The sequence below is a fragment of the Pseudomonas sp. CYM-20-01 genome (genome assembly GCF_023169845.1).
Lineage (GTDB): Bacteria > Pseudomonadota > Gammaproteobacteria > Pseudomonadales > Pseudomonadaceae > Aquipseudomonas > Aquipseudomonas azotoformans.
In genome coordinates this window covers 1,018,737-1,041,720 of record NZ_AP025169.1, presented here as the reverse complement: position 1 = coordinate 1,041,720, position 22,984 = coordinate 1,018,737, and the positions used below count along the sequence as shown (strand labels likewise).

20 protein-coding genes are annotated in these 22,984 nt (G+C 61.7%); 9 read left to right on the top strand and 11 right to left on the bottom strand.

The features are described from left to right. The first annotated feature begins 5 nt into the window (after window positions 1-5). Window positions 6-731 carry a peptidoglycan editing factor PgeF gene (gene pgeF / locus M2497_RS04470; RefSeq protein WP_248485984.1) on the top strand — a complete coding sequence of 242 codons (726 nt, stop codon included), beginning with the start codon at window positions 6-8 and terminating at the stop codon, window positions 729-731. Here pgeF and ddlA read toward each other — a convergent pair. From ddlA to M2497_RS04450, 4 genes are read right to left on the bottom strand one after another with little or no spacing between them, the layout of a single operon-like run. Next, on the bottom strand, window positions 721-1,815 hold the full coding sequence (gene ddlA / locus M2497_RS04465) for a D-alanine--D-alanine ligase (protein WP_248485983.1): 1,095 nt from the start codon (window positions 1,813-1,815) through the stop codon (window positions 721-723). The genes pgeF and ddlA overlap by 11 nt on opposite strands. Before the next feature lie 44 nt (window positions 1,816-1,859). Then, window positions 1,860-2,498 carry a LysE family transporter gene (locus M2497_RS04460; RefSeq protein WP_248485982.1) on the bottom strand — a complete coding sequence of 213 codons (639 nt, stop codon included), beginning with the start codon at window positions 2,496-2,498 and terminating at the stop codon, window positions 1,860-1,862. A 32-nt stretch (window positions 2,499-2,530) separates the two neighbouring features. After that, window positions 2,531-2,752, bottom strand: coding sequence for a helix-turn-helix transcriptional regulator (locus M2497_RS04455; protein WP_248485981.1), 222 nt, complete (start codon window positions 2,750-2,752; stop codon window positions 2,531-2,533). Window positions 2,753-2,759: 7 nt separating this feature from the next. Next, window positions 2,760-3,323 carry a DUF2975 domain-containing protein gene (locus tag M2497_RS04450; protein WP_248485980.1) on the bottom strand — a complete coding sequence of 188 codons (564 nt, stop codon included), beginning with the start codon at window positions 3,321-3,323 and terminating at the stop codon, window positions 2,760-2,762. Window positions 3,324-3,521: 198 nt separating this feature from the next. Here M2497_RS04450 and M2497_RS04445 point away from each other — a divergent pair, with 198 nt between their 5' ends. After that, window positions 3,522-4,331 carry an AraC family transcriptional regulator gene (locus M2497_RS04445; protein ID WP_248485979.1) on the top strand — a complete coding sequence of 270 codons (810 nt, stop codon included), beginning with the start codon at window positions 3,522-3,524 and terminating at the stop codon, window positions 4,329-4,331. Between the two features lie 6 nt (window positions 4,332-4,337). On the opposite strand, the gene M2497_RS04440 is transcribed toward M2497_RS04445, so the two are convergent. From M2497_RS04440 to M2497_RS04430, 3 genes are all read right to left on the bottom strand, one after another. Beyond that, window positions 4,338-4,913, bottom strand: a complete 576-nt coding sequence (locus M2497_RS04440; RefSeq protein WP_248485978.1) for a flavin reductase family protein — start codon at window positions 4,911-4,913, stop codon at window positions 4,338-4,340. A 53-nt stretch (window positions 4,914-4,966) separates the two neighbouring features. Then, on the bottom strand, window positions 4,967-6,283 hold the full coding sequence (locus M2497_RS04435) for a PAS domain-containing methyl-accepting chemotaxis protein (protein WP_248485977.1): 1,317 nt from the start codon (window positions 6,281-6,283) through the stop codon (window positions 4,967-4,969). A 106-nt stretch (window positions 6,284-6,389) separates the two neighbouring features. Further along, window positions 6,390-6,722 carry a DUF2790 domain-containing protein gene (locus tag M2497_RS04430; protein WP_248485976.1) on the bottom strand — a complete coding sequence of 111 codons (333 nt, stop codon included), beginning with the start codon at window positions 6,720-6,722 and terminating at the stop codon, window positions 6,390-6,392. A 225-nt stretch (window positions 6,723-6,947) separates the two neighbouring features. On the opposite strand from M2497_RS04430, the gene M2497_RS04425 reads away from it, so the two are divergent. The 3 genes from M2497_RS04425 to M2497_RS04415 all read left to right on the top strand — a co-directional run bounded on the left by M2497_RS04425 (window position 6,948) and on the right by M2497_RS04415 (window position 10,728). Then, window positions 6,948-8,267 (top strand): OprD family porin, encoded by a 1,320-nt coding sequence (locus tag M2497_RS04425; RefSeq protein ID WP_248485975.1) that lies wholly within the window; start codon window positions 6,948-6,950, stop codon window positions 8,265-8,267. Between the two features lie 344 nt (window positions 8,268-8,611). Next, entirely contained in the window at window positions 8,612-9,286 is a 675-nt protein-coding gene (locus tag M2497_RS04420) for a heavy metal response regulator transcription factor (RefSeq protein WP_248485972.1), read from the top strand. Next, a complete protein-coding gene (locus M2497_RS04415; protein ID WP_248485971.1) occupies window positions 9,283-10,728 on the top strand; it encodes a heavy metal sensor histidine kinase in 1,446 nt (481 codons plus the stop codon). The genes M2497_RS04420 and M2497_RS04415 overlap by 4 nt, the downstream gene beginning before the upstream one ends. Here M2497_RS04415 and M2497_RS04410 read toward each other — a convergent pair. From M2497_RS04410 to M2497_RS04400, 3 genes are read right to left on the bottom strand one after another with little or no spacing between them, the layout of a single operon-like run. Further along, complete coding sequence (locus M2497_RS04410) at window positions 10,643-13,780, bottom strand: CusA/CzcA family heavy metal efflux RND transporter (RefSeq protein WP_248485970.1); 3,138 nt, start codon at window positions 13,778-13,780, stop codon at window positions 10,643-10,645. The two genes, M2497_RS04415 and M2497_RS04410, sit on opposite strands and share 86 nt — an antisense overlap. An 18-nt stretch (window positions 13,781-13,798) precedes the next feature. Beyond that, the gene (locus tag M2497_RS04405; RefSeq protein ID WP_248485969.1) at window positions 13,799-14,905 is read right to left on the bottom strand and encodes an efflux RND transporter periplasmic adaptor subunit; all 1,107 of its coding nucleotides are present in this window, start codon (window positions 14,903-14,905) and stop codon (window positions 13,799-13,801) included. Between the two features lie 18 nt (window positions 14,906-14,923). Then, window positions 14,924-16,144, bottom strand: coding sequence for a TolC family protein (locus M2497_RS04400; protein WP_248485968.1), 1,221 nt, complete (start codon window positions 16,142-16,144; stop codon window positions 14,924-14,926). 242 nt (window positions 16,145-16,386) lie between these two features. Between M2497_RS04400 and M2497_RS04395 the strand changes: the two genes are divergently transcribed. Beyond that, window positions 16,387-17,757: a gluconate:H+ symporter gene (locus M2497_RS04395; RefSeq protein ID WP_093512578.1), complete on the top strand. Its 1,371-nt coding sequence runs from the start codon at window positions 16,387-16,389 to the stop codon at window positions 17,755-17,757. Here M2497_RS04395 and M2497_RS04390 read toward each other — a convergent pair. After that, the gene (locus M2497_RS04390; protein WP_248485967.1) at window positions 17,754-19,049 is read right to left on the bottom strand and encodes an MFS transporter; all 1,296 of its coding nucleotides are present in this window, start codon (window positions 19,047-19,049) and stop codon (window positions 17,754-17,756) included. The two genes, M2497_RS04395 and M2497_RS04390, sit on opposite strands and share 4 nt — an antisense overlap. Window positions 19,050-19,235: 186 nt before the next feature. Here M2497_RS04390 and M2497_RS04385 point away from each other — a divergent pair, with 186 nt between their 5' ends. The 3 genes from M2497_RS04385 (at window position 19,236) to acpA (ending at window position 22,896) form a co-directional block, all read left to right on the top strand. After that, the gene (locus M2497_RS04385) at window positions 19,236-20,654 is read left to right on the top strand and encodes a TIGR00366 family protein (RefSeq protein ID WP_058423151.1); all 1,419 of its coding nucleotides are present in this window, start codon (window positions 19,236-19,238) and stop codon (window positions 20,652-20,654) included. 126 nt (window positions 20,655-20,780) lie between these two features. Then, entirely contained in the window at window positions 20,781-21,101 is a 321-nt protein-coding gene (locus tag M2497_RS04380) for a hypothetical protein (RefSeq protein WP_248485966.1), read from the top strand. A gap of 94 nt (window positions 21,102-21,195) precedes the next feature. Then, complete coding sequence (gene acpA / locus M2497_RS04375; RefSeq protein ID WP_248485965.1) at window positions 21,196-22,896, top strand: acid phosphatase; 1,701 nt, start codon at window positions 21,196-21,198, stop codon at window positions 22,894-22,896. Window positions 22,897-22,984: the final 88 nt, after the last annotated feature.

Genomic DNA, 22,984 nt, shown 5'->3' with positions numbered 1-22,984 from the left:
CACGCGTGCATCAGGCCGATAATCTCGGCGCCATTCCTGGCGTCGATCATGGTTTTTGTTCGATCAACGATCCGCTGCGCCCGGCAGAGGTGTTTATCTGCAAGCAGGTGCATAGCGCCTCGGTGATCGAGTGGCAAGCCGACCAGGTACCCAATACCGTTGAGGCGGACGGGGTGTGCACAGGTGAGCATCAGCCCATCGCGGTGATCACCGCTGACTGCCTGCCCCTTCTCATTGCCGCGCAAAACGGCGAAAAGGTCGCTGCGGTGCATGGTGGATGGAAGGGGCTGCAAAGCGGGATCATCGCCAATGCAATCAAGCGTTTTACCGACGAAGGAATTGCAGTCGACCAGTTGCGCGTGGCGATCGGACCGTCGATCAAACCGTGCTGCTATGAGGTGAGCGAGGGCTTTGTTGCGCAGTTCCAGGCTGACCAGGGGCACCTGTGGTCAACCGGGCGGGCGCCGTGGAGCACAGCGCAACCCGCACCGTTATTGCCCCCGCAAATTGCACCGCCCCACGCCAGGCAAGCAGCAAGCGCGTGGTTTGACTTGAGCGGGTATGGCGTGATGTTGCTGCAAGCGGCCGGCATCCGGCGTGAACAAATCGAGGTGAGTGAGGTGTGCACTTACTGCACCTCCCCCACCTTTGCCAGCTACCGCCGCAGGACGCATCACCCGGAGGAAGTAAAGACACTGATTTATTCGTGGATTGCTCGCATCACCGACTGATCTTCAACCCCTTGCGCCCCGCATGCCGCTCCAGCGCCAGCTCGATCAGCCGGCTCACCAGTTCGCTGTAGCTCATGCCCGCCGCCTGCCACAGCTTGGGGTACATGCTGATGCGAGTAAAACCGGGCAGTGAGTTGATTTCGTTGATCAACACCTCGCCATCGTCGGTCAGGAACACATCGACCCGTGCCAGGCCGGAACAGCCCAGCACCTCAAAGGCCTCGATGGCCAACCGACGAATACGCTCGCTGGCTTCATGGCTGATATCGGCCGGCACCACCACCTGGGCGGCCTGGTCGTCGATGTACTTGCTGTCGTAGGAATAGAAACCGCTGCTCACCACAATCTCGCCGCAACCACTGGCGATGGGGTGTTCATTGCCCAGCACGGCGCATTCGATTTCGCGGCCTTTTACCGCCGATTCGACCAGAACTTTTTCATCAAAGCCCAGCGCCAGTTCAACGGCCGCCTGGTACTCGGCTTCGTCGCCGACTTTGCTCACGCCTACCGAGGAACCCTGGTTGGCAGGTTTGACGAACATCGGCAGGCCGAGCTTGTTCACCGCAGCCTCAAACGAAGTACGCGCCGCATTGCTGCGGGTATGGGTGATGAATGGCGTGACGGCAATCCCGGCATCGCGCAGCAGGCGCTTGCTGATGTCCTTGTCCATGCACACCGCCGAGCCGAGCACGTCGGAACCCACAAAAGGCAGGTCGGCCATGCGTAACAGGCCTTGCAGGCAGCCGTCTTCGCCGAGGGTGCCGTGGACAATGGGGAAGATCACATCGACATGTTCCAACAGACCGCCGCCGGAAGTCTCCACCAGCTGCTGGCTGGCCTTGCCGGGCACCACCGCCAGCTCACGGTTGGACTGGTTGAGGGCGATCAAGGCCGGGTTTTCCTGGTTGAGCAGGAAGTTCGAGGTGTCGTTGAGGTGCCAATGGCCGGCCTTGTCGATACCGATCAACACCGGCTCGAAGCGCGAGCGGTCGAGCGCATCGACGATATTGCGCGCCGACTGCAACGACACTTCGTGCTCTGCCGAACGGCCACCAAAAATAATACCTACCCGCACCTTGCCCATGACCCGACCTCACTGTTGAACGTAAGGCTTCTTACCACGGGCCGTCAGCGATTCGCTACCAGATGTGCACCGAACAACACGTAGCAACCGCCGGCAAAGCGGTCGAGCCACTTGCGCGATCGGCTGTAGAGCGTGGCCATGCGTTCGCTGGAAAACACCAGGGCGACGCTGGAATACCAACTGAACGACAAGGTGGCCATGGTGATCACCGCCAGGGTCAGCAACATCGGTGACGGCGAGGGCGGCATGGTTGACGCGAAGATGGTGGCAACAAACAAGGCGGCCTTGGGGTTGGACAAATTACCCAGCAACCCCAGGCGCCACGCGGAAAACAGCGAACGCCGGGCTTCGTCCGGCAGCACGTTCTGGCTCATGCTCGGTGAAGAGCGCTTGAACAGTTTCAACCCGAGGTAGATCAGGTAGCAGCCGCCGATGATCTTGAACGCCAGGTACAGCATCGGTGCCGCCGTAAACAGCGACTTGATGCCCAGGCCACCCGCCAGGCCCCACATGATCGTACCCGTGGCCACTCCGGCTGATGCCACCACACCATGGCGGCGCGAACAACTGGCGGCCAGTTGCGCCGTGTTGAAAAAGTTGGGGCCGGGCGTCACTACCGCAACGGTCCAGAGCAACGCCAATGACAGTAACGGCGCGGCGTACGGCAGGTTGGAGAACAGCATCGGACGGTCCCTCTTGCGATGTTGATAAGCGGCTACTGGTCGTCAGCAGGCGCGGGAATATGCACAAGCAAGTCACCCGGTTGGCAATCCAGGTAGGCGCAGATAGCATCCAGAGTCCCCAGCCTTACGCCCTTGACCTTGCCTTGTTTAAGCAATGACAGGTTCTGTTCGGTAATTCCGATAGCCGCCGCCAGGTCCTTGGATTTGACCTTGCGTCGGGCAAGCATAACGTCCAGCTCAATCACGATGGGCATTTGAATCTCATACAAACGTGCGGTTTTCAGAATCCACTTCATTGGCCTGCCACAGGATACGCGCAATGACCGCGATACAGGCTGCCAGGAACAATGCCACAAAGCTGGGGGCCGTCACACTCAGGCTGATCATTCGCTGGCCGACTGGCTCGTTCATCGTCACCCAGACACTCAGCAGCGGTTCACATAAAAAATCCAGCAAGACCCAAATTGCCACCGCTTTGCCGACCTTGCCCAAATGCAACGCTGCCGAACTGGAGAAATACTCGCCGCGCGCATAGTTCTGAAACAGCTTGCGCAGGTGATTCAAGCCACACGCCAGTGCCATCAGGGGGACGCTGGACAGTACGATGGCGCCCAGAACCTGCCACAAGGGGAACAAGGCCACCCGCTCGACGCGCCCTTGAATCTGACGATCGCTCAGAGCGAAGCCAAACCCGAGTCCATCAGCAGAGGAACTCAATACCGGAAACAGCCAGACAGCAGCATTGAGCACGAGCATGGTGATGATCAACAGGAGTGTGATCGTCGACATACGCTGGCTGAGTTGGGCAAGACGGTGGGTGTTCATAAAATGCCTCTCGAAAGGAATGTCGAGGCAAGATAGCGAAAAAATTATCGTAAAAAAATAATAATTACTCATAAAACAATACAAAAATAATACAGTCGAGCGTTGCCTACTCCACTCGCACAATCGTACAAGACCCCGGCAGACAAGGGATGCAGACTGGGTTAACGTATTTCCCTCTCTTTTTTGTGACCCCTCACCATGGGCAAACCCACCGCCACCCTCGACTGGCTGCACCGCGCGCCCCATGCCAGTGGCCTGGATCGCATCGAGGCATACTTTGCCGGCTTCGCCTTCGACCCGCATCGCCACGACACTTACGCCATCGGGCGTACGTTGACAGGCGTGCAGAGCTTTCACTATCGCGGCGACATGATCCACAGTGTGCCCGGCACCACCATGGTGCTTCACCCCGATGAAACCCACGACGGCCACGCCGGCAGCGAAGAGGGCTTCAAATACCGGATGATTTACGTCGAGCCCTCGCTGATCCAGCAGATCCTCGGCGGCAAGCCGTTGCCGTTTATCGCGGGCGGCCTGTCCACCGATCCCAGGCTGTTCCGCGCCAGTGAGGTGTTGCTGCAGAACCTCGACAACCCCATCGACCCATTGCAGGAACAGGACGCCCTGTTCGACCTGGCCCACGCGCTGAACAACGTCTCGGGCGGGATCATCAGCCGCAAGACCTTCGACTACGTGGCCGCCGAGCGCGCCCGCGAATTTATCCACAGTGCCCTGGGCCGCAGCATCACCCTGGATGAAATGGCCGACCACGCCGGTCGCGATCGCTGGGCCTTGTCGCGGGATTTTCGCCTGCTGTTCGGCACCAGCCCCTATCGCTACCTGACCATGCGCCGCCTGGACCTGGTGCGCAGCCTGCTGGCCCAGGGCCAATCGCTGGTGGACGCGGCAATGATGGCCGGCTTCACCGACCAGAGCCACATGACCCGGCAATTTCGCAGCACCTACGGCATGCCGCCGTCGCGCTGGGTGAAGATGCTCGGGCGCTGACAAGGCTTAGAGCGCGTGCCCATCAATCGGCTGGCCGATGCTGAGAAAATGCCCGCCCGCCACATGGTGCAAGGTGCGCAGTTGATCATGCCCTTCGAAGTGCCAGCGGCCGTCGCTGAATACACGCTCGTCGGCATAGGCCGCGACCACTTCGCCGAGGAACAGGTCGTAGGTCTGCTGATTATGCGGCTCGGGCAACAGACGACATTCCAGCCAGGCCACACAGCCTTCCAGCAGCGGAGCCTGAGTGTATTCGCCATTGAATGTTTGCAGGCCGTAAGCGGCAAACTTGTCGGTGTCGGCACCGGTGACGTTACCGACGGTTTGCACCAGATCGGCCTGCGCCACGCAAGGCACCTGCAGCACAAACGTGCCGGCGCCTTCCAGCAGTTGGCGGGTCCAGGTGGCCTTGTCCAGCACCACCGCCACTTTCGGCGGTTCGAAATCCAGCGGCATGGCCCAGGCCGCTGCCATGATATTGCGCTGGCCGTTGTGGGCAGCGCTCACCAGCACCGTAGGGCCATGGTTGAGCAAGCGGTAGGCCTTGGACAGAGGGACGGGGCGACGGTGGGTAGGGCTCATGGACAGTCGACTCTTCATACCAGAAAGCCCCTACGATACCTGAAGCCCTACGCTCAACTCGACAGTTGGTTGGCGAACTGCCCCACCGCGCTGACCACCTTCTGCGCACCGTCCTGGATTTCCACGATCACCGTGCCCGCTTCGGCAGCCAGCGCCAGGCCTTGTTCGGCCTGCAAACGACCGTCGGTCATCAGGGCAACCGCATCGCGGGCCATGTCCTGGTTCTGACGCACCACGCCGACAATCTCCTCGGTGGCCTTGCTAGTGCGCGAGGCCAACTGCCGTACTTCATCGGCGACCACCGCAAAACCACGGCCCTGTTCACCGGCACGCGCGGCTTCGATGGCGGCGTTGAGCGCCAGCAGGTTGGTCTGTTCGGCAATCCCGCTGATGGTCTTGACGATGGTACCGATCACCTGGGACTGGGCGTTCAGCGCCTCGATGCCGTCACCGGCTTGCTGCATGTGCTTGGCCAGGTCGCGCATCACATCCACCGCCTGGGTCACCACTGTGGTGCCGCGCTGGGCGCTGTTGTCGGTTTGCAGCGAGGTGCTGTAGGCAATGTTCGCCGCTTCCGCGACCGCCTGCTCCTGGTTGACCTGATCGGTGATGACCGTGGCGAACTTGACTACTTTGTACAACCGGTCATTGGCGTCCAGCACCGGGTTATAGGTCGCTTCCAGCCACACCACACGACCATGGCTGTCGACCCGTTTGAAGCGGGCCGCAACGAACTCACCGGCGTTCAAGCGCTTCCAGAAGTCCTGGTACTCGGTGCTGTTGTATTCCTCCGGCTCGCAGAATATCCGGTGATGCTTGCCCTGGATCTGCGCCAGGCTGTAACCCATGCCCCCGAGGAAACGGTCATTGGCGGTCAGCACGTGCCCGCCGAGGTCGAACTCGATCACGGCGGTAGAGCGCACCAGCGCGTTCATGAGGTTTTCATGCTCGCGGGAGGCCTCGATGGTGCGGGTGAGGTCGCTGGAATAGATTGAAAAATGCTTGATGCGCCCATCGGAGCTGCGCACCGGCTGCACAATCGAGCGCAGCCAGGCTTCCTGGCCATTGCCCCGCATCAGGCGCACGGTGCCGGCGAAATGTTCACCGCGCACCAGGGCATTCTTGAAGCGTTGCTGGAACTCATCCCTGCGCACGTGGGCCGGCTCCAGGTCTTCGATCGCGCGCCCCAGCAGTTGGCCATTCTGGTAGGCCAATTCCTGCAGGAAGTTGGCGTTGGCCCACTCCACCCGGCCTTCGGCGTCCAGCGTCAGGCACAGCATTTCACTTTCCAGGCTCTCCTTGACCTGATTCAAGCTGGATAATTCTTCGCGAAGAGCCGACAGCTCCTGCTTCAAACGGGTGTTGAACATGGGGCACCGATGGTCAAATGAGGGAGAGGAATCTGACCTGCATCGGCGCTGCCGGCATTTTCTTAAGCGGGCTTCAGGCCCTGGCCAAACTATTTTTTTGGATCCATCAGCCACCGTTATTTCGGCACACACCCATCACTTGATACTCAAGGGTATTGAGCTTGCCGCTGGAGTCTTCATAGGTCATGCGCGACGGCACCGGGTTGCACGAGCGGATCGGCGGCGTGACATTAACCACCTTGGCAATGTCCAGCTTCATGCCATAGCGATAGGCCTGCACCTCGGGCGCCGGCTTGCCCTTTTTGGCGGCGTAGTCGGCCATGGCTTTTTCATTACGCTCCATCATCAGTGCGAACGTACGATCCCCCCCACCTTCAGCCAACGCACCGAACGACAAGATTGCAGTTAAAACACCCAGCGCGAATTTATAAAGTTTCATGATTAGTTCCTCGACTGAAAAATTCAGTGCCCAGACTAACCAACTGACCCTGACGTCATCTTCACCAGAACATTACTTATTTGTTAGATAAGTGTGAGCTTCCAGAATTGTAATCTTCGCGCCACTTCTTCGTTATCTGTGGTTTGCAACTATCAGCCCGGGCCAAATCAATAAGAACGCCCACTCTCATAAGAAGCTGAAACTGCCAACACCCAGGAGCGAACCATGCGTATCCGTCATTACAGCCTTCCCCTTTCACTGTGCGCCGCTTTCCCGCTGGCTGCCGTGGCCGTGGAGGACCCGCCCGAGGGCTTTATCGAAGGCAGCCGCTTCAATGTGCTGGCGCGTAATTTCTACTTCAACCGCGATGATCGCAAAGGCCAGTCCAGCCCCACCGGCAATGGCTATTCAGAGGCCTGGGCGCAGGGCTTGATCGGCCGCTTCGAATCAGGCTTTACCCAGGGCACCGTGGGCTTTGGCGTGGATGCGTTCGCCATGGTCGGCATAAAGCTGGACTCGGGCACCGGCCGCAGCGGCGGCAAAGGTTCGTTCGGCGTGCTGCCGGTAGACAGCGAAAATCACCCCGAGGACACCTACAGTAAAGTCGGCGGTGCCGCGAAACTGCGCGTGCTGGATACCGTCATCAAGGCCGGCGACGTATTCCCGCTGACGCCGGTCGTGGCCTACGGCGATTCACGCGTGTTGCCGGAAAGCTTTCGTGGCGTGACCGCACAAAACACCAGCCTCGAGGGCCTGACCCTGCAAGGCGGGCGCTTGAGCGGCATGAGCCAGCCGAGCGAAAGTGGCATGGACAAAGGCTTCGCGACCTTCTACGCCGGGCCCGTCGACTCACCCTGGATCGGCTATTTCGGCGGTGATTACACCGTCAACCAACACCTCAGCGTGAGTCTCTACAGCAGCCGCTTGAAAGACGCCTGGGACCAGTACTACCTCGGCAGCGCCGCCAGCTATCCGCTGGCTGAAGAAGTCTCGCTGTTCGGCGACGTCAACTATTACAAGGCGGTGGACGAAGGCCGGAAAAAACTCGGTGAATTCGATAACAACATCTGGAGCGCCAGGCTCGGGGTGAAGGTCGGCGCCCACAGCCTGGCCCTTTCCCACCAGCGCAACAACGGCGATGACGACTTCGACTACCTGCGCCAGTCAGACTCGATCTTCCTCAACAACTCGATCCAGTACAGCGACTTCAACTCACCCAAGGAGCGCTCGTGGATGGTGCGCTACGACCTGGACATGCAGGCATTCGGCATCCCCGGCCTGTCGTTCATGACTCGCTACGGCAAAGGCACCGGCGCCGACTACAGCAACGCCAACGCGGTGTACATGCGTCGCGATGCAGCTGGCACCCCACTGACCGATCAACGCCGCTGGGAGCGGGATATCGAGGCCAAATACGTGGTGCAAAGTGGAAACTTGAAAGACTTATCACTGCGACTGCGCCAGGCAACCGTGCGCTCAAGTGCATTCGAGTCGGACTTGGAAGAAGTTAGGCTGATTATCGAGTATCCAATTGCAGTGCTTTAAGGGAGGCCAATTACATTCACTTGCCGATGCGCTACATCTCTTCACAGGTTGAAGTCTGTCAGAACTGTAATATTCGTCTCACTCTCTTGTTAAGTTGCACTTTCTACACTGCACACCGAACACATCTCATCTCTGCGGCTTTTGTGTAGCTCCTTTGGAACAGAGATGAATTTTTGCGCCCCGCTCGGGGCGTTTTTTTTGTGTGCAGGCGCAGTGACGAATCGTCGCACCTGCCTGACATGGCTTGACCCTAAAGCTACTTCACGGTTCAGAGTTTTCCTACAGCCTCCCCCGCCTCGCCATGAGGCCATGCCCCTTTTCGTTTTCTATGAAGGTAACTCCCCATGCGTATCCTTGTGGTTGAGGACGAGCAAAAAACCGCCGACTACCTGCAGCAAGGCCTGACCGAAAGCGGTTATGTCGTCGACTGCGCCGCCAGCGGCATCGATGGCCTGCACCTGGCCCGGCAGCACAGCTACGAATTGGTGATCCTTGATGTGAACCTGCCCAACACCGACGGTTGGGAAGTGCTGGAGCAACTGCGCCGCGACGGCAACCAGCGCGTGATGATGCTGACCGCGCGCGGCCGGCTGGCCGACAAGATCAAGGGTCTGGACATGGGCGCCGATGATTACCTCGTCAAACCCTTCGAGTTTCCCGAACTGCTCGCCCGCGTGCGCACCTTGCTGCGGCGCAGCGAGCACATCCCGGTGCCGGACGTGCTGCGCGTCTCGGACCTGGAACTGGACCCGCGCCGGCATCGCGCCTACCGCGGCAACCGCCGGATCGACCTGACCACCAAGGAGTTCGCCCTGTTGCACGTGCTGATGCGCCAGAACGGCGAGGTGATGACCCGCACACAGATCATATCGCTGGTGTGGGACATGAACTTCGACTGCGACACCAATGTGGTGGAAGTCTCCATCAGCCGCCTGCGGGCCAAGGTCGATGACCAGAGCGAGGTGAAGTTGATCCACACCATTCGCGGCGTGGGTTACGTGCTGGAGGCGCGACCATGAAGACCAGCAGCCTGTCGATGCGCCTGGGGTTGACCGTCAGCCTGATGGGCGCCGGGTTGGTAGTGCTGCTGGCAACCCTGGCGTACCTGGCCCTGACCCACGAGTTGGACAAGCTCGCACGCAAGGGCCTGGAAAACAAAATGGAGCAACTGGCCCATACCCTCGGCCAGGGCCTCGATGAACACCGCATCACCAACCGCCCCCATTCACTGCTGGACCTGGTGATGGGCCACGACAACATCTACCTGACCATCATCGGCGCACGGCCCGATGCACCGGTACTCCTCAGCGTCGGCGCCAAGCCCCAGCAACCGCTGTTACTCGATGTGCCCACCGGCAAAAACCTGGCCTATCTGAACTGGGTCGATGGCCAGGGCAATCGTATTCTCAGCGCTACGCGCCTGATGCCCCTGCAAGGGGGCGAATACGTGCGCGTGCTGCTGTCGCTGGACCGTTCCGACGATGAAGCGCTGCTCAGTGCCTACCTGCGCTCCACGGTGATCGCCCTGCCGATGCTGCTGATCCTGATCGGCATGGGCGCCTGGTGGCTGGTGCAACGCGGGCTGGCGCCCTTGCAGCAGTTCAGCCGGGTGGCGGCCAAGGTCAGCACCCAGGACCTGACCCATCGCCTGGCCCTGGACAACCTGCCCAAGGAACTCGGCGAACTGGCCCAGGGCATCAATTTCATGCTGCATCGCCTGGACGCCGGGGTGCAGCAGCTGTCGCAGTTCTCCGACGATCTGGCCCACGAACTGCGCGCCCCGCTGACCAACCTGATGGGCAAGGCCCAGGTGACCCTGTCCCGCGAGCGGCCCTCGGCGGAGTACAAGGCCAGCCTGGAATCCTGCACCGAAGAAATGGAGCGTCTGTCGCGGATCGTGTCCGACATGTTGTTCCTGGCCCAGGTCAGTCACCCGGCGGCACGGGCCGAATTTGCCCCGGTGTCGTTGGCCGAGGAAGCGCAACGGGTGATGGAACTGTTCGCCCTCAGCGCCGAAGACAAGCACGTGACCCTGAGCCTGCGCGGTGATGCCTGGGTGACCGGGGACCGCTTGATGATCCAGCGCGCCATTTCAAACCTGCTGTCCAATGCCATTCGCCACACCCCCTGCGACTCCAGCGTGTTGCTGCTGGTAGAAAGCTACGACCAGAACGTGTCGCTGTCGGTCGGCAACCCAGGGCGCGGTATCGAGGCCCATCACTTGCCCCACCTGTTCGAACGTTTCTACCGCGCCGACAGCAGCCGTACCCGCGCCGAAGGCGGCACCGGCCTCGGCCTGGCGATTGTGCAGTCGATCATGCACCTGCATCAGGGGCACGCCGAGGTCAGCAGCCAGCCGGGCCGGTTCACACGGTTCAGCCTGGTGTTTCCTCTTCCTTGCGATGCGCCCACTGATACAGGGCCGGCAGCACCAGCAGGGTCAGCAATGTTGAGGAAATGATCCCGCCGATCACCACCGTCGCCAAGGGCCGCTGCACTTCGGCGCCGGTGCCGGTGGCAAGCGCCATGGGGATAAACCCGAGGGACGCCACCAACGCCGTCATCAACACCGGGCGCAGTCGGGTTAGCGCGCCTTCGTTGATCGCCATCGACAATGAGCGCCCTTCCTCACGCAGGTTGCGGATAAAGGCGATCATCACCAGGCCGTTCAGCACCGCCACGCCGGACAAGGCGATAAAGCCCACGCCCGCCGAGATCGACAGCGGAATATCCCGCAGCCACAGCGCCATGATCCCACCGGTCAAGGCGAACGGAATCCCGGTGAACACCAGCAGGCCGTCCTTCAGATTGTTGAACATCATGAACAACAGGCCGAACACCAGCAGCAACGCCACCGGCACCACGATGCGCAGGCGCTCGGAGGCTTCCTTCAGCTGTTCGAACTGGCCGCCCCAGGTGGTCCAGTAGCCCGCCGGCACTTTCACCTGGGCGATCAGCGCGGCCTCGGCCTCCTCGACAAACGAGCCGATATCCCGCCCCCGCACGTTGGCGCTGACGATCACCAGGCGCTTGCCATTCTCGCGACTGATCTGGTTCGGGCCGAGCACCAGGTCCAGGCTGGCGACCTGGGACAAGGCGATAAAACCCAACTGGCCAGACGCATTACCGGGCACCGGAATCAACAGGCGTGACAGCCCGTCGATATCAGTGCGCAGCGCGTCGGACAAACGCACGACCATGTCAAAACGCCGGTCGCCTTCGTACAACGTACCGGCCTGGCGCCCACCCACGGCGACGGCAATGGTGTCCTGCACATCGCCCACATTCAGGCCAAAGCGCGCAGCCTTGTCGCGGTCGATATTGATGGTCAGCACCGGCAGGCCGGAGGTCTGCTCAACCTTCACTTCCGAAGCACCATCAAGTTTCTTCAGGGCCTCGGCGATTTCTCCGGCGGTGGCGTTGAGTACGTCCATGTCATCGCCGAACACCTTCACCGCCACATCACTGCGCACGCCGGAAATCAGTTCGTTGAAGCGCAGTTGGATCGGCTGCGACAACTCGTACGCACTGCCCGGCACAATCGCACTGGCACGTTGGATATCGGCGATCAGGGTTTCCCGGGACTTCTTGGGATCCGGCCATTGGTCCTTGGGTTTAAGCATCACGTAGCTGTCAGAAATGTTCGGTGGCATCGGATCCGAAGCAATTTCCGCCGTACCGGTACGCGCGAATACGCGCTCGATTTCCGGCACCTGGGCCATCAAGGTTTTTTCCAACTGCTGCTGCATCTGCACCGATTGCGTCAGGCTGGTGCCGGGCACGCGCAAGGCCTGTTGGGCGAAGTCGCCTTCACTGAGGCTGGGGATGAACTCGCTGCCCATGCGGCTGGCGACAACGCCGGAGGCGACGATGGTCAGTACGGCCAGGCTGAACACCAGCGATCGGTGCGCCATCACCCAGTCCAGCACCGGTGCATAGACCCGGCGCGCGCTGCGCATCACGATATTTTCTTCTTCCTTGACCTTGCCGGTGACGAACAACGCAATCGCCGCGGGCACGAAGGTCACCGACAGGATCATCGCGCCCAACAGGGCGATCACCACGGTAAACGCCATCGGGTGGAACATCTTCCCGGCCACCCCGGTGAGGGCGAAGATCGGCAGGTACACCACCATGATGATCAGTTGCCCGAAGATCAGCGCCCGCCGCGCTTCCTTCGCCGCCGCGAACACTTCATGCAGGCGTTCACTGCGGGTCAGCAGGCGACCATGCCGCTGTTGCGCATGGGCCAGGCGGCGGATGGCGTTCTCGACGATCACCACCGCGCCGTCGACGATAATGCCGAAGTCCAGCGCGCCGAGGCTCATCAAGTTGGCGCTGACCTTGTTGGTGAACATCCCGGTAAAAGTGAACAGCATCGCCAGGGGAATCACCATCGCGGTGATCAGCGCAGCGCGGATATTGCCGAGGAACAGGAACAGCACCGTCACCACCAGCAGCGCACCTTCGAAGAGATTCTTCTTCACGGTGGCGATGGCTTTTTCGACCAGGTTGGTGCGGTCGTAGACCGTGACCGCCACTACGCCCTTAGGCAGAGAGCGGTTGATCTCTTCGAGTTTTTTCGCCACGGCCTGGGACACGCTGCGGCTGTTTTCGCCGATCAACATGAACACCGTGCCCAGTACCACTTCACGGCCGTTTTCGGTGGCGGCGCCGGTGCGCAGTTCGCGGCCGATCTCGACCTGGGCCACATTGCGCACGCGAATCGGCGTGCCGTCCGAGCTGGTGATGACAATGTTGGCGATATCATCGATAGATGCCAACTGCCCCGGCGCCCGGATCAGCAGTTGCTCGCCGCTGCGCTCGATGTAGCCGGCGCCGACGTTAGCGTTATTGCGCTCCAGCGCCGTGACCAGGTCATTCAGGGTCAGGTTATAGGCGGCCAGGCGCTTGGGGTCGGGGGCAATCTGGTACTCCTTGGCGAAGCCACCAATGGTGTTGATCTCGGCCACACCCGGCACGTTGCGCAGTTGTGGCTTGATGATCCAGTCCTGGATGACCCGCAGGTCGGTGGGCGTGTAAGGCGTGCCATCGTCTTTGCGTGCGCCGTCCTCAGCCTCGACGGTCCATAGGAAAATTTCACCGAGGCCGGTGGAAATCGGCCCCATGGCCGTTTCGATGCCGCTGGGTAATTGCTCGCGGGCCACTTGCAGGCGCTCGTTGACCAATTGGCGGGCGAAGAACAGGTCGGTGCCGTCCTTGAAGATCACCGTCACTTGGGACAACCCGGAGCGCGACAATGAACGGGTCTGCTGCAACCCGGGCAAACCGGCCATGGCGGTTTCGATGGGAAAGGTGATGCGCTGTTCGGTTTCCAGCGGCGAGTACCCGGCCGCCGCCGAGTTGATCTGCACCTGCACGTTGGTGATGTCGGGCACCGCGTCGATGGGCAATTTCTGGTAGCTGGCGATGCCGACACCGGCCATCAACAGCACCGCCAGCAGCACGATGATGCGCTGCTCGATGGCAAATTGGATAAGGCGCTCAAACATGGGGAATCACTCGCAGGATCAATGGGCGTGCTCGGCCGAGCCTTTGCCCAGTTCGGACTTGAGGATGAAGCTGCCGACCGTGGCCACCTGCGCCCCGGCGTCGAGGCCCTGGCGCACTTCGACGTAGCCGTTTTCGCTGGCGCCGAGCTCCAGGTGGCGGGTGATAAAACCCTCTGCGGTGCGGACGAACACCGAGGGTTTGTCCTCGACGGTCTGGATCGCGGCCTGCGGGACGGTGACCTTGGCCTGGTAGGAATCCGTCGCCAATTGCACGCTGACAAACAGCCCAGGGCGCCAGGCGTCGTCGGGGTTGGGCACACTGATGCGCACGGTGGCCGTGCGGGTCTGTTCACCGAGCAGGTTGCCGACATACGCCACAGTGCCCTGCACTTGGGTGCCCATTTCGCTGGAGCTGACGGTGACCGGTTTGCCGACCCGGACCTTGTTCAAGTCCTTGGGAAACACACCGAAGGTCACCCACACCTGGGACAGGTCCGAGAGGGTGAAAGCGTTGCTGGTCTCGCTGACGACTTCACCGACGCCCAGGTGTTTTTCCACCACGACACCTGCGAACGGGGCGCGCAGTTCGTAGCGATTACCGCCGACCAGCACAGCGCTGCCGCTCAACGCAGTCATCTTTTGGCGAGCGTTGTCGAGGGCAATCTCGGCTTCCTGCAAAGCCTGGCGCGCCAGCAGGTAATCCTGTTCGGCGGAGATCTTGTCCTGCCACAACTGCCGTTCGCGCTGGAAGGTGGTGCGCGCCAACTCAACCCGGCGCTCGCTGGCGGCCAGCTCACTGCGCTGGTCGGAGATCTGCTGGCTGGCAATTACCGCCAATAGCTCGCCCTTCTTCACCGACTGGCCAAGGTTGGCCTGGACGGATTCCACCACGCCCGCCACACGCGGGATGATGTGGGAGGTGCGGTCTTCGTCGAAACGCACTTCGCCCGGCAATGTCAGCAGCGTGCTGATCGTGCGGGGTTGGGCTTGCGCCAGTTGAATACCGGCGGCCTGGATCTGCTGCTCGGTGAGTTCGAGGGCGCCTTCTTCCTCGTCGGCCCTGGCAAGGCCGGACAGCATCAGGCCCAGGGCGACGGCAAGTGCCACGCCGTGTCGGTTATTCATAAAACACTCCAAAGACAATCAAAACCGGGCGAGGTCGCCGTAGATCCGTTCGATACGCACCCAGGCGTCAGTGGCCTGGGCGGTGGCGGTGAGGTACTGGTTGCGCGCAGCGATCAGGGTGCGCTGCGCATCGAGCACGTCGAGGTAGCTGAACTTGCCCATCTCGAAACCACGGGTGGCGCTGTCCACTGCACTTTGCGCGGCGGGCAGGATCTGCTGGTTGAATGCGCGCACTTCGGTATTGGCGGTTTGCCACAGGTCCAGCGCCTGGCGGGTTTCGGTGCGCAGGCGCAGTTCGGTGGCGTTGCGCAGGTCGCGGGCCTGATCGGCACGGCGGGTGGCGGCGAGCACGTTGCCCTGATTGCGGTTGAACAGCGGGATCGGCATCGATACGCCCACCAGGTTCACGCGCTCGCGCACGCTAGCGTCGTACTGGCTGCCGATGGACACATCGAGGTCGGGAATGCGTTGGGCTTTTTCCAGGCCGACGCTGGCTTCGTTTTGCAGGATGTTCAGTTCGGCCAGGCGCAGTTCCGTGGTCTGCTCAAGGCGCGTCAACAACTGCGCAACCGGCGGCAGGGGCGGTGTGGATTGGGGCTGTGTGGCGACGACCTGGAAATCCGCGCCGGCACTGCCAGTACTCGCGGCCAGGCGGCGATAGGCGTCGGTGAGGCCGACCTGTGCGCGGTTCAATTCCAGGCGCATTTCCGATAGCTGTACCTGCGCACGGGTTGCCTCTACCGGCGACGCTTTGCCCGCCGCGACGCGACCATTGGCAACGCCCAGGCCGCGCTCGGCCACAGCCATGGAACGCTGCGCCAGGTCGAGGCGCTCCTGGGCACGCAACGCGCCGTAGTAGTTGTCGATGACGTCAGCGCGCAGTGTGTTGCGGCGCTGTTCCAAGGTCAGGGCGGCGGCGTCCTGGGCACGGCTGGCCACGTCAATGCGCGCACCACGCTTGCCGCCCAGTTCCAGGGTCTGGCTGAGCTTGATGGAGGTGGTGCGAGAGTTGCGACGGGTGTCTTCGGCATCCCAGGAGAGCACCGGGTTGGGGATCAAACCGGCCTGCTGGCGGCCGCCCTGGGTGATGTCGATTTCCCATTGTGCGGCCGCTAGGTCAGGGTTATTGGCGAAGGCGGTTTGCAGGGCTGAATTGAGGGTGAGGGTCTGTGCCTGGGCAGCGCTAGCGACCAGCCACAACGCCCCCGCCCCCAAGAGTTTTCTAACGGAAATTGCCATAACGAGAGTTCCACGCCCAAGAAATACTAGCCGGGGCAATGTAGCGGTCACGACTTATCAGGGCGGTGGAGCAAAGATTACAAATCCGACAGCAATGGCTCTGCGGCGGGCATTTCGGCGGCCTGTCGCTGATCGCACCAAAACGATACATAAGCACTTGGCTATCGCGGTATCAGGTATGCTTTTCGGGCAGGAAACAAAAAGAAACAATTCTCCCAACCTGTTCGATAAGGAGTCCCGCCTTGGAGTTATCGACTGCCGCGTGGATGGTTCACGACACTCGCCTTATGTTTTGTGTACTGCTGGCCATCGCCAGCATCATCGTGCTGATCAGCGCGACCAAGTTGCCGCCATTCCTGTCGATCCTGATCGGCACCTTCATCGCCGGTGTCGGCGCCGGCCTGCCGCCGGAAGAAGTCGCCAAGGCCTTCAGCAAAGGTGCCGGGGCGATCCTCGGTGAGGCCGGGATCATCATTGCCCTGGGCTCGATGCTCGGCGCATTGATGGCCGAATCCGGCGCGGCCGACCGCATTGCCACCACCCTGCTCGGGCTGGGCAAGGGCAAGTCATTGCCGTGGGTGATGGCGCTCGTGGCGATGGTGATCGGCCTGCCGCTGTTCTTCGAAGTGGGCCTGGTGATGATGGTGCCGATCATCTTTGTAATGGCCAAGCGGTCGAACCAGCCGCTGCTGAAAATCGCCATCCCGGCGCTGGCCGGCATGACCACCCTGCACGCCCTGATGCCACCGCATCCGGGGCCGCTGATTGCGGTGGGCGCGTTACACGCCGACCTCGGCCTGACCATGTTGCTGGGCTTCTGCCTGGCGGTGCCAGCGGTGATCCTGGCCGGCCCGATCTACGGCAACTGGCTGTCCAAGCGCCTGCAGGTGGATGAACCGGCGGACATCGGCGCACTGTTCAGCGCACCGCCCAAGGCGCCGCGCCAACCGAGCTTCGGCGTGTCGTTGCTGATCATTCTGTTGCCGGTGATCCTGATGCTGGGCAGCACCTTGGCCAAGGTCGCGCTGCCGGCGGAAAGCACCCTCGGCCTGACCTTGAAGTTTCTCGGCGAACCGCTGATCGCCCTCGGCCTGGCTGTGATCGCCGCCGTAATCTGCCTGGGCTGGGCCGCTGGCATGCCTAGGGCCGACGTGGGCAACACCCTGCGCAAAGCCCTCGCCCCCATCGCCGTCTTGCTGCTCACCATCGGCGCTGGCGGTGGCCTCAAGCAAACCCTGCTGGATGCTGGTGTGAGCCAGACCATCAGCAAGGTCGCCGAAGGCGCGCACATGCCCTACCTGCTACTGGCGTGGCTGATCGCAGTTGCGTTGCGCCAGGCAACGGGTTCGGCGACAGTCGCCACCACCACGACGGCGGGCATTCTCGCGCCGATGATGGCCGGGCTGGCGGTGACGCAAAGCTCGTTGGTCGCGCTGGCAATCGGCGCCGGCTCGGTGTTCTTCTGCCACGTCAACGACGCCGGGTTCTGGATGGTGCGTGAGTACTTTGGCTTGCAGTTGAAGCAGACGATCTGGGTGTGGTCGGTGTTGCAGACGATTGTCTCAGTCGTCGGTCTGGTGGGGACGCTGGTGCTTTGGCACTTCTTGACTTAATCCGACGCAGCCAACGTGTGGCGTTTTCCAAACAACGCCACACTCCCCACCCCCACCGCCCCCATCACCACGCAATACCCCACGCAAATCCACGGGCTGGTCGGCATCAGTGCAATCAACATCAACGGTGTCGTACTCGCCCACAGCGCGTAGGCAATGTTGTAGGTAAAGGAAATCCCCGACACCCGCACCTGCGCCGGAAACAGGCCGACCATTACCGACGGCACCGCGCCGACCACGCCGCAACTGAGGCCCGCCACGGCATACGCCGCGCCCAGCCAGATTCCGCCGTTGATCAGGCTGGCGTACAGCACCGCGATCCCCGCCGGCAGCAACAGGCTGTAGACCAGCACCGCGCGCCAGGCGCCGATGCGGTCCACCAGCAGGCCGGCCAGTACGCAGCCGATATTCAGGAACACGATGCCCAAGGCGCTCAAGGCGAAGGTGTGGCTGGGGCTCATGCCGAAGGTTTTCTGCATCATGGTCGGGGTGATGACCACCAGCACGACGACGGCAGAGGTAAGCACGCAGGTGAGGATCATCGCCGGCAGCAACACCGCGCGATGGTCACGCAGCACGGCACGCAGCGGGAGTTCGGCGGCGGCATGGCGGCGGGCCTGCATTTCGAGGAACACCGGGGTTTCGCTGAGCCAGCGGCGCAGCCACACGCCGATCACGCCGAACACACCGCCGAGCAGGAACGGGAAGCGCCAGGCGTAGTCGAGGATTTCTGCGGGGGTGAAGACCTGCGCCAGCAGCGTGGCGGTGAGGGCGCCGAGCAGGTAGCCGAAGGTCAGGCCGGCTTGCAGGAAGCCCAGGGCGTAGCCGCGATGATGGGGCGGCGCGTGTTCGGCGACGAAGGTCCAGGCGCTGGGCACTTCACCGCCGACCGCCGCACCTTGCAGCACGCGCAGCGCCAGCAGGATCAGCGGGGCGAAGTAACCGATTTGCGCGTAGGTGGGCATGATCCCGATCAGCAGGCAGGGCAACGCCATCATGAGGATGCTTAGGCTGAACACGCGCTTGCGTCCCAGGTGATCGGCGAAGTGCGCCATCAGGATGCCGCCCAGCGGGCGCGCCAGGTAGCCGGTGACAAAGATGCCGAAACTTTGCAGCAGGCGCAGCCACTCGGGCATTTCCGGCGGGAAGAACAGCTGGCTCAAGGTCAGCGCGAAAAACACGAAGATGATGAAGTCGTAGATTTCCAGGGCGCCGCCCAGGGCGGCCAGGCCCAGGGTTTTGTAGTCGGAGCGGGAAAAACGCTGCGCCTGCGTAGGAAAGGTGGCAGTCATGTGGAGGCTCGGTAGACAAACAAAATGGCGTGCAGGTTATGAGCTGAGCCCAATGATGGCAATCGCGGCAGATATATTTGTTTTCCTCATGGATCGATGAAGATAACTGCATTCCCATATCAATGGCCGTAGCGGAACATGCCGGAAAAATCGCCTGCACCCTAATAACTATAAGAGGAAAGACTCATGGCCGATGCTATCGAAGAAAGCCGCTATGCCCGATTTGCCCTGCGTTGTTCCAATTTCGCCGAGCGCTGGTTTCCAGACTCCTGGGTATTCGCCGCCCTCGCGGTGATCATCGTTGCCGTGGCGACCCTGGGTATGGGCGCCGCACCGACCGAGGCCGCCAAGGCCTTTGGTGATGGGTTCTGGAGCCTGATCCCGTTCACCATGCAGATGGCCTTTGTGGTGATCGGCGGTTATGTGGTGGCCAGCTCGCCGCCCGCCGTGAAACTGATCGACCGCCTGGCGCGAATCCCGAAGAACGGGCGCTCGGCGGTGGCCTGGGTGGCGCTGATCTCAATGGTCGCCTCGTTGCTGAACTGGGGCTTATCGCTGGTGTTTGGCGGTTTGCTGGTACGGGCGCTGGCACGGCGCACGGATCTGCGCATGGATTACCGTGCTGCCGGTGCCGCGGCGTATCTGGGGCTCGGTGCCGTGTGGGCGTTGGGGTTGTCGTCCTCGGCGGCTCAGTTGCAGGCCAACCCGGCGAGCCTGCCGCCGTCGATTCTGTCGATCACGGGGGTGATCCCGTTCACCGACACCATCTTCCTGTGGCAATCCGGCGTGCTGTTGCTGGCGTTGATCGTGGTGTCGCTGATTATCGCCTACGCCACCGCACCCGGCCCGAACAGCGCCCGCGATGCCAAGGCCTGTGGAGTCGACCCGGCGTTCAACCTGCCCAAGCTGCAAGCCCCGACCCGCCCGGGCGAGTGGCTGGAACACAGCCCATTGCTGACCATCCTGCTGGCATTGCTGGCGGCCGGTTGGCTGTTCCATGAGTTCTCGACCAAACCGGCGATCAGCGCAATCTCGGGGCTGAACACCTATAACTTCCTGTTCATCATGACCGGCGCCCTGCTGCACTGGCGCCCGCGCAGCTTCCTTGATGCAGTGGCGCGGGCGGTGCCGACCACCACTGGCGTGCTGATCCAGTTCCCGCTGTATGGCTCGATCGCCGCGCTGATGACGGTGGTCAAGGGCGGTGACGGCCAGACCCTGGCGCACCATATCTCGACCTTCTTCACCTCCATCGCGTCCCACGACACCTACGCGCTGCTGATGGGCGTGTATTCGGCGGTGCTGGGCTTCTTCATCCCGTCGGGCGGTGGCAAGTGGATCATCGAAGCGCCGTACGTGATGCAAGTGGCCAATGACCTGCAATACCACCTGGGCTGGGCCGTGCAGATCTACAACGCCGCCGAGGCGCTGCCGAACCTGATCAACCCGTTCTATATGCTGCCGCTACTGGGGGTATTGGGGTTGAAGGCACGGGACTTGATCGGATTCTCGTTCGTGCAGTTGCTGGTGCATACGCCGCTGGTGTTGTTCCTGCTTTGGGCGCTGGGGACGACGTTGAAGTATTTGCCGCCGGTGATGCCCTAAAAGCACCTTCTGATCTAACGCGTGGGGTTGTCCTACTCCAGACAACGGCAACCCCCGGCTTCACCCACCAATACCGTTGATTAACCTGACTCGGACTCCTACTCACCTAGCACCAAGGAAACTCCGATGACGCCCCTATCCAAATCACTGGAAGAGTTGATCACTGATATTTACCAGGACGGCAACGTTTCAGTCACTGAATACAGGACCTTGCGCGACGACGCAGATCGCCGCATGGCCGCTGTGGTCAAGGAGTTCGGCCTGCACAACAACGTGACCGCCTTCCAGAAATCGATCGACGTGGCCATGCAGTTGTTGCAGAGCAGTGTCATCGATGCAAAGAAAGCCAGGCTGACCGACACGGGCGAGGCCATCGTCAAGGACGCGGTGACGGCCCAGGTCGAGTACTTGCGCGCCGGCAGCGAGTTGGCACTGCGTCTGCTGTGATCCTCTGATTCAAATCACTGTCTTCGTTCCGTCACATTGCATTGCTACCGTCCTGCGAAATATCTTGCAACATCTCGCCAAGGACTCCCCCGCAATGAGTGACGAGCACGAAGAGCGCCCTTCCCCCGATTCCGCAGCCCAACCGCCCGTCGACACCAGCCGTCGGCGTTTCCTGGGGGGCGCGGCGGTGCTGGGGGTTGGCGCGACCCTGAGTGCCTGCGGCAATACCAGCGAAGCACCGGGCAAACCGGTGCCGCGGCCGCTGACGCCGCAAGAGTTGGACAAGGCCTTGCGTGAGCAGGTGAAAACCGTGGTGGTGATCTACGCCGAAAACCGCAGTTTCAACAACTTGTTTGCGGACTTCCCGGGTGTTGAGAAACCGCTGTCGGCGCTATCCGCCGCCGACACGCAGCAGCGTGACCGCGATGGCAGCTTGTTGACCTGCCTGCCTCCGACGTGGGGCGGCGTGCTGCAAGTCGGCCCGCAAACGGTGGACGGGGTGACCTACCCCAGCGAAGTGCAATTTCAGGAAAACCTGCCCAACGCACCCTTCGCCCTCAAGGGCCCGAACGCCGAAGACCTGCCCCTGAGCCTGGTCACCCGTGACCTGTGGCACGTGTTCTACCAGAACCAGATGCAGATCAACGGCGGCAAGAATGACAACTTCGTCGCCTGGGCCGACTCCGGCGGCCTGGTGATGGGGCATTACACCCAGAGTCGTTATGCCCTGCGCCTGTGGGATGTGGCCAAGGAGTTTGTGCTCTGCGATAACTTCTTCCAGGGGGCGTTTGGCGGCTCGTTCCTCAATCACCAATACCTGATCAGCGCCACCGCGCCGTTTTACCCGAATGCCGCGCAATCGGTGGCCAAGGCGCAGATCGCCACGCTGCAAAGCGATGACCCGACCGACCCGCGCCTCAAGCCCCTGGACAAGTCCCCCGCCAGCGCGATGACCGGCCCGCCGCAGTTCGGCCCCAGCGCGCTGACCCCGGATGGCTACGGCGTGAACACCCTGGCTCCACCGTACTGGCCGACCTGGATCCGCGACCCGGAAAACCCGGACTACTCCAAGCCTGACCTGCCCAACGTGCTGGTGCCGCAAACCCACGAACACATCGGCGACAAGCTGTCGAAGAAGAACGTCGACTGGGCGTGGTACGCCGGCGCGTGGCAAGCGACGCTGGACCAGTTCAAGGATTCGGGCGGTATTCCGAAAATCCCGAACTTCCAGTATCACCACCAGCCATTCAATTACTTCAAGCAGCAAGGCCCCGAGAACCGCACCGAGCGCGACAAGCGCCTGCGCGATGGCGGTTTGGGGGACGAGTCGAGCACCAACAAGTTCTTTGCCGACGCCCAGGCTGGCAAGCTGCCCGCCGTGACCTTCTACAAACCCCAGGGCAACCTGAACATGCACGCAGGCTATGCCGACGTCGCCTCGGGCGACCGCCATATCGCCCGTGCCTTGAAGGTGCTGCAAGAGAGCCCGCAGTGGAAAAACATGGTGGTGGTGGTGACGGTCGACGAAAACGGCGGTTGGTGGGACCACGTGGCACCGCCCAAGGGCGACCGCTGGGGCCCTGGCACGCGGATTCCGGCGCTGGTGGTGTCGCCGTTCGCCCGCAAAGGCACGGTGGACCATACGGTGTACGACACCGCGTCGATCCTGCGCCTGATCACCCGGGTGTTCCAGCTGGAAACCCTGGACGGTCTCAAGCAGCGCGATGACGCGATGATCGCCCGCGGACAGAAACCCATGGGCGACTTGAGCAACGCGTTGCAGTTCAGCGTGTAGGTTTTCTTATCCAATAGCGACACGCCCGGTGATTTAGCACGCGGTTTTCCTGGTCAGCCGCTACTGTGTTGGGGTGGGCTTTCACCCC

Excerpts from the sequence above, each read along its gene's own strand:
- acpA (WP_248485965.1), top strand. The coding sequence starts at position 21,196 with ATGAGTGACGAGCACGAAGAGCGCCCTTCCCCCGATTCCGCAGCCCAA.
- M2497_RS04410 (WP_248485970.1), bottom strand. The coding sequence starts at position 13,780 with ATGTTTGAGCGCCTTATCCAATTTGCCATCGAGCAGCGCATCATCGTG.
- M2497_RS04455 (WP_248485981.1), bottom strand. The coding sequence starts at position 2,752 with ATGCCCATCGTGATTGAGCTGGACGTTATGCTTGCCCGACGCAAGGTC.
- M2497_RS04435 (WP_248485977.1), bottom strand. The coding sequence starts at position 6,283 with ATGTTCAACACCCGTTTGAAGCAGGAGCTGTCGGCTCTTCGCGAAGAA.
- ddlA (WP_248485983.1), bottom strand. The coding sequence starts at position 1,815 with ATGGGCAAGGTGCGGGTAGGTATTATTTTTGGTGGCCGTTCGGCAGAG.
- M2497_RS04430 (WP_248485976.1), bottom strand. The coding sequence starts at position 6,722 with ATGAAACTTTATAAATTCGCGCTGGGTGTTTTAACTGCAATCTTGTCG.
- M2497_RS04385 (WP_058423151.1), top strand. The coding sequence starts at position 19,236 with ATGGCCGATGCTATCGAAGAAAGCCGCTATGCCCGATTTGCCCTGCGT.
- M2497_RS04460 (WP_248485982.1), bottom strand. The coding sequence starts at position 2,498 with ATGCTGTTCTCCAACCTGCCGTACGCCGCGCCGTTACTGTCATTGGCG.
- M2497_RS04450 (WP_248485980.1), bottom strand. The coding sequence starts at position 3,323 with ATGAACACCCACCGTCTTGCCCAACTCAGCCAGCGTATGTCGACGATC.
- M2497_RS04380 (WP_248485966.1), top strand. The coding sequence starts at position 20,781 with ATGACGCCCCTATCCAAATCACTGGAAGAGTTGATCACTGATATTTAC.
- M2497_RS04405 (WP_248485969.1), bottom strand. The coding sequence starts at position 14,905 with ATGAATAACCGACACGGCGTGGCACTTGCCGTCGCCCTGGGCCTGATG.
- M2497_RS04420 (WP_248485972.1), top strand. The coding sequence starts at position 8,612 with ATGCGTATCCTTGTGGTTGAGGACGAGCAAAAAACCGCCGACTACCTG.
- M2497_RS04445 (WP_248485979.1), top strand. The coding sequence starts at position 3,522 with ATGGGCAAACCCACCGCCACCCTCGACTGGCTGCACCGCGCGCCCCAT.
- M2497_RS04415 (WP_248485971.1), top strand. The coding sequence starts at position 9,283 with ATGAAGACCAGCAGCCTGTCGATGCGCCTGGGGTTGACCGTCAGCCTG.
- M2497_RS04400 (WP_248485968.1), bottom strand. The coding sequence starts at position 16,144 with ATGGCAATTTCCGTTAGAAAACTCTTGGGGGCGGGGGCGTTGTGGCTG.
- M2497_RS04440 (WP_248485978.1), bottom strand. The coding sequence starts at position 4,913 with ATGAGCCCTACCCACCGTCGCCCCGTCCCTCTGTCCAAGGCCTACCGC.
- M2497_RS04425 (WP_248485975.1), top strand. The coding sequence starts at position 6,948 with ATGCGTATCCGTCATTACAGCCTTCCCCTTTCACTGTGCGCCGCTTTC.
- M2497_RS04390 (WP_248485967.1), bottom strand. The coding sequence starts at position 19,049 with ATGACTGCCACCTTTCCTACGCAGGCGCAGCGTTTTTCCCGCTCCGAC.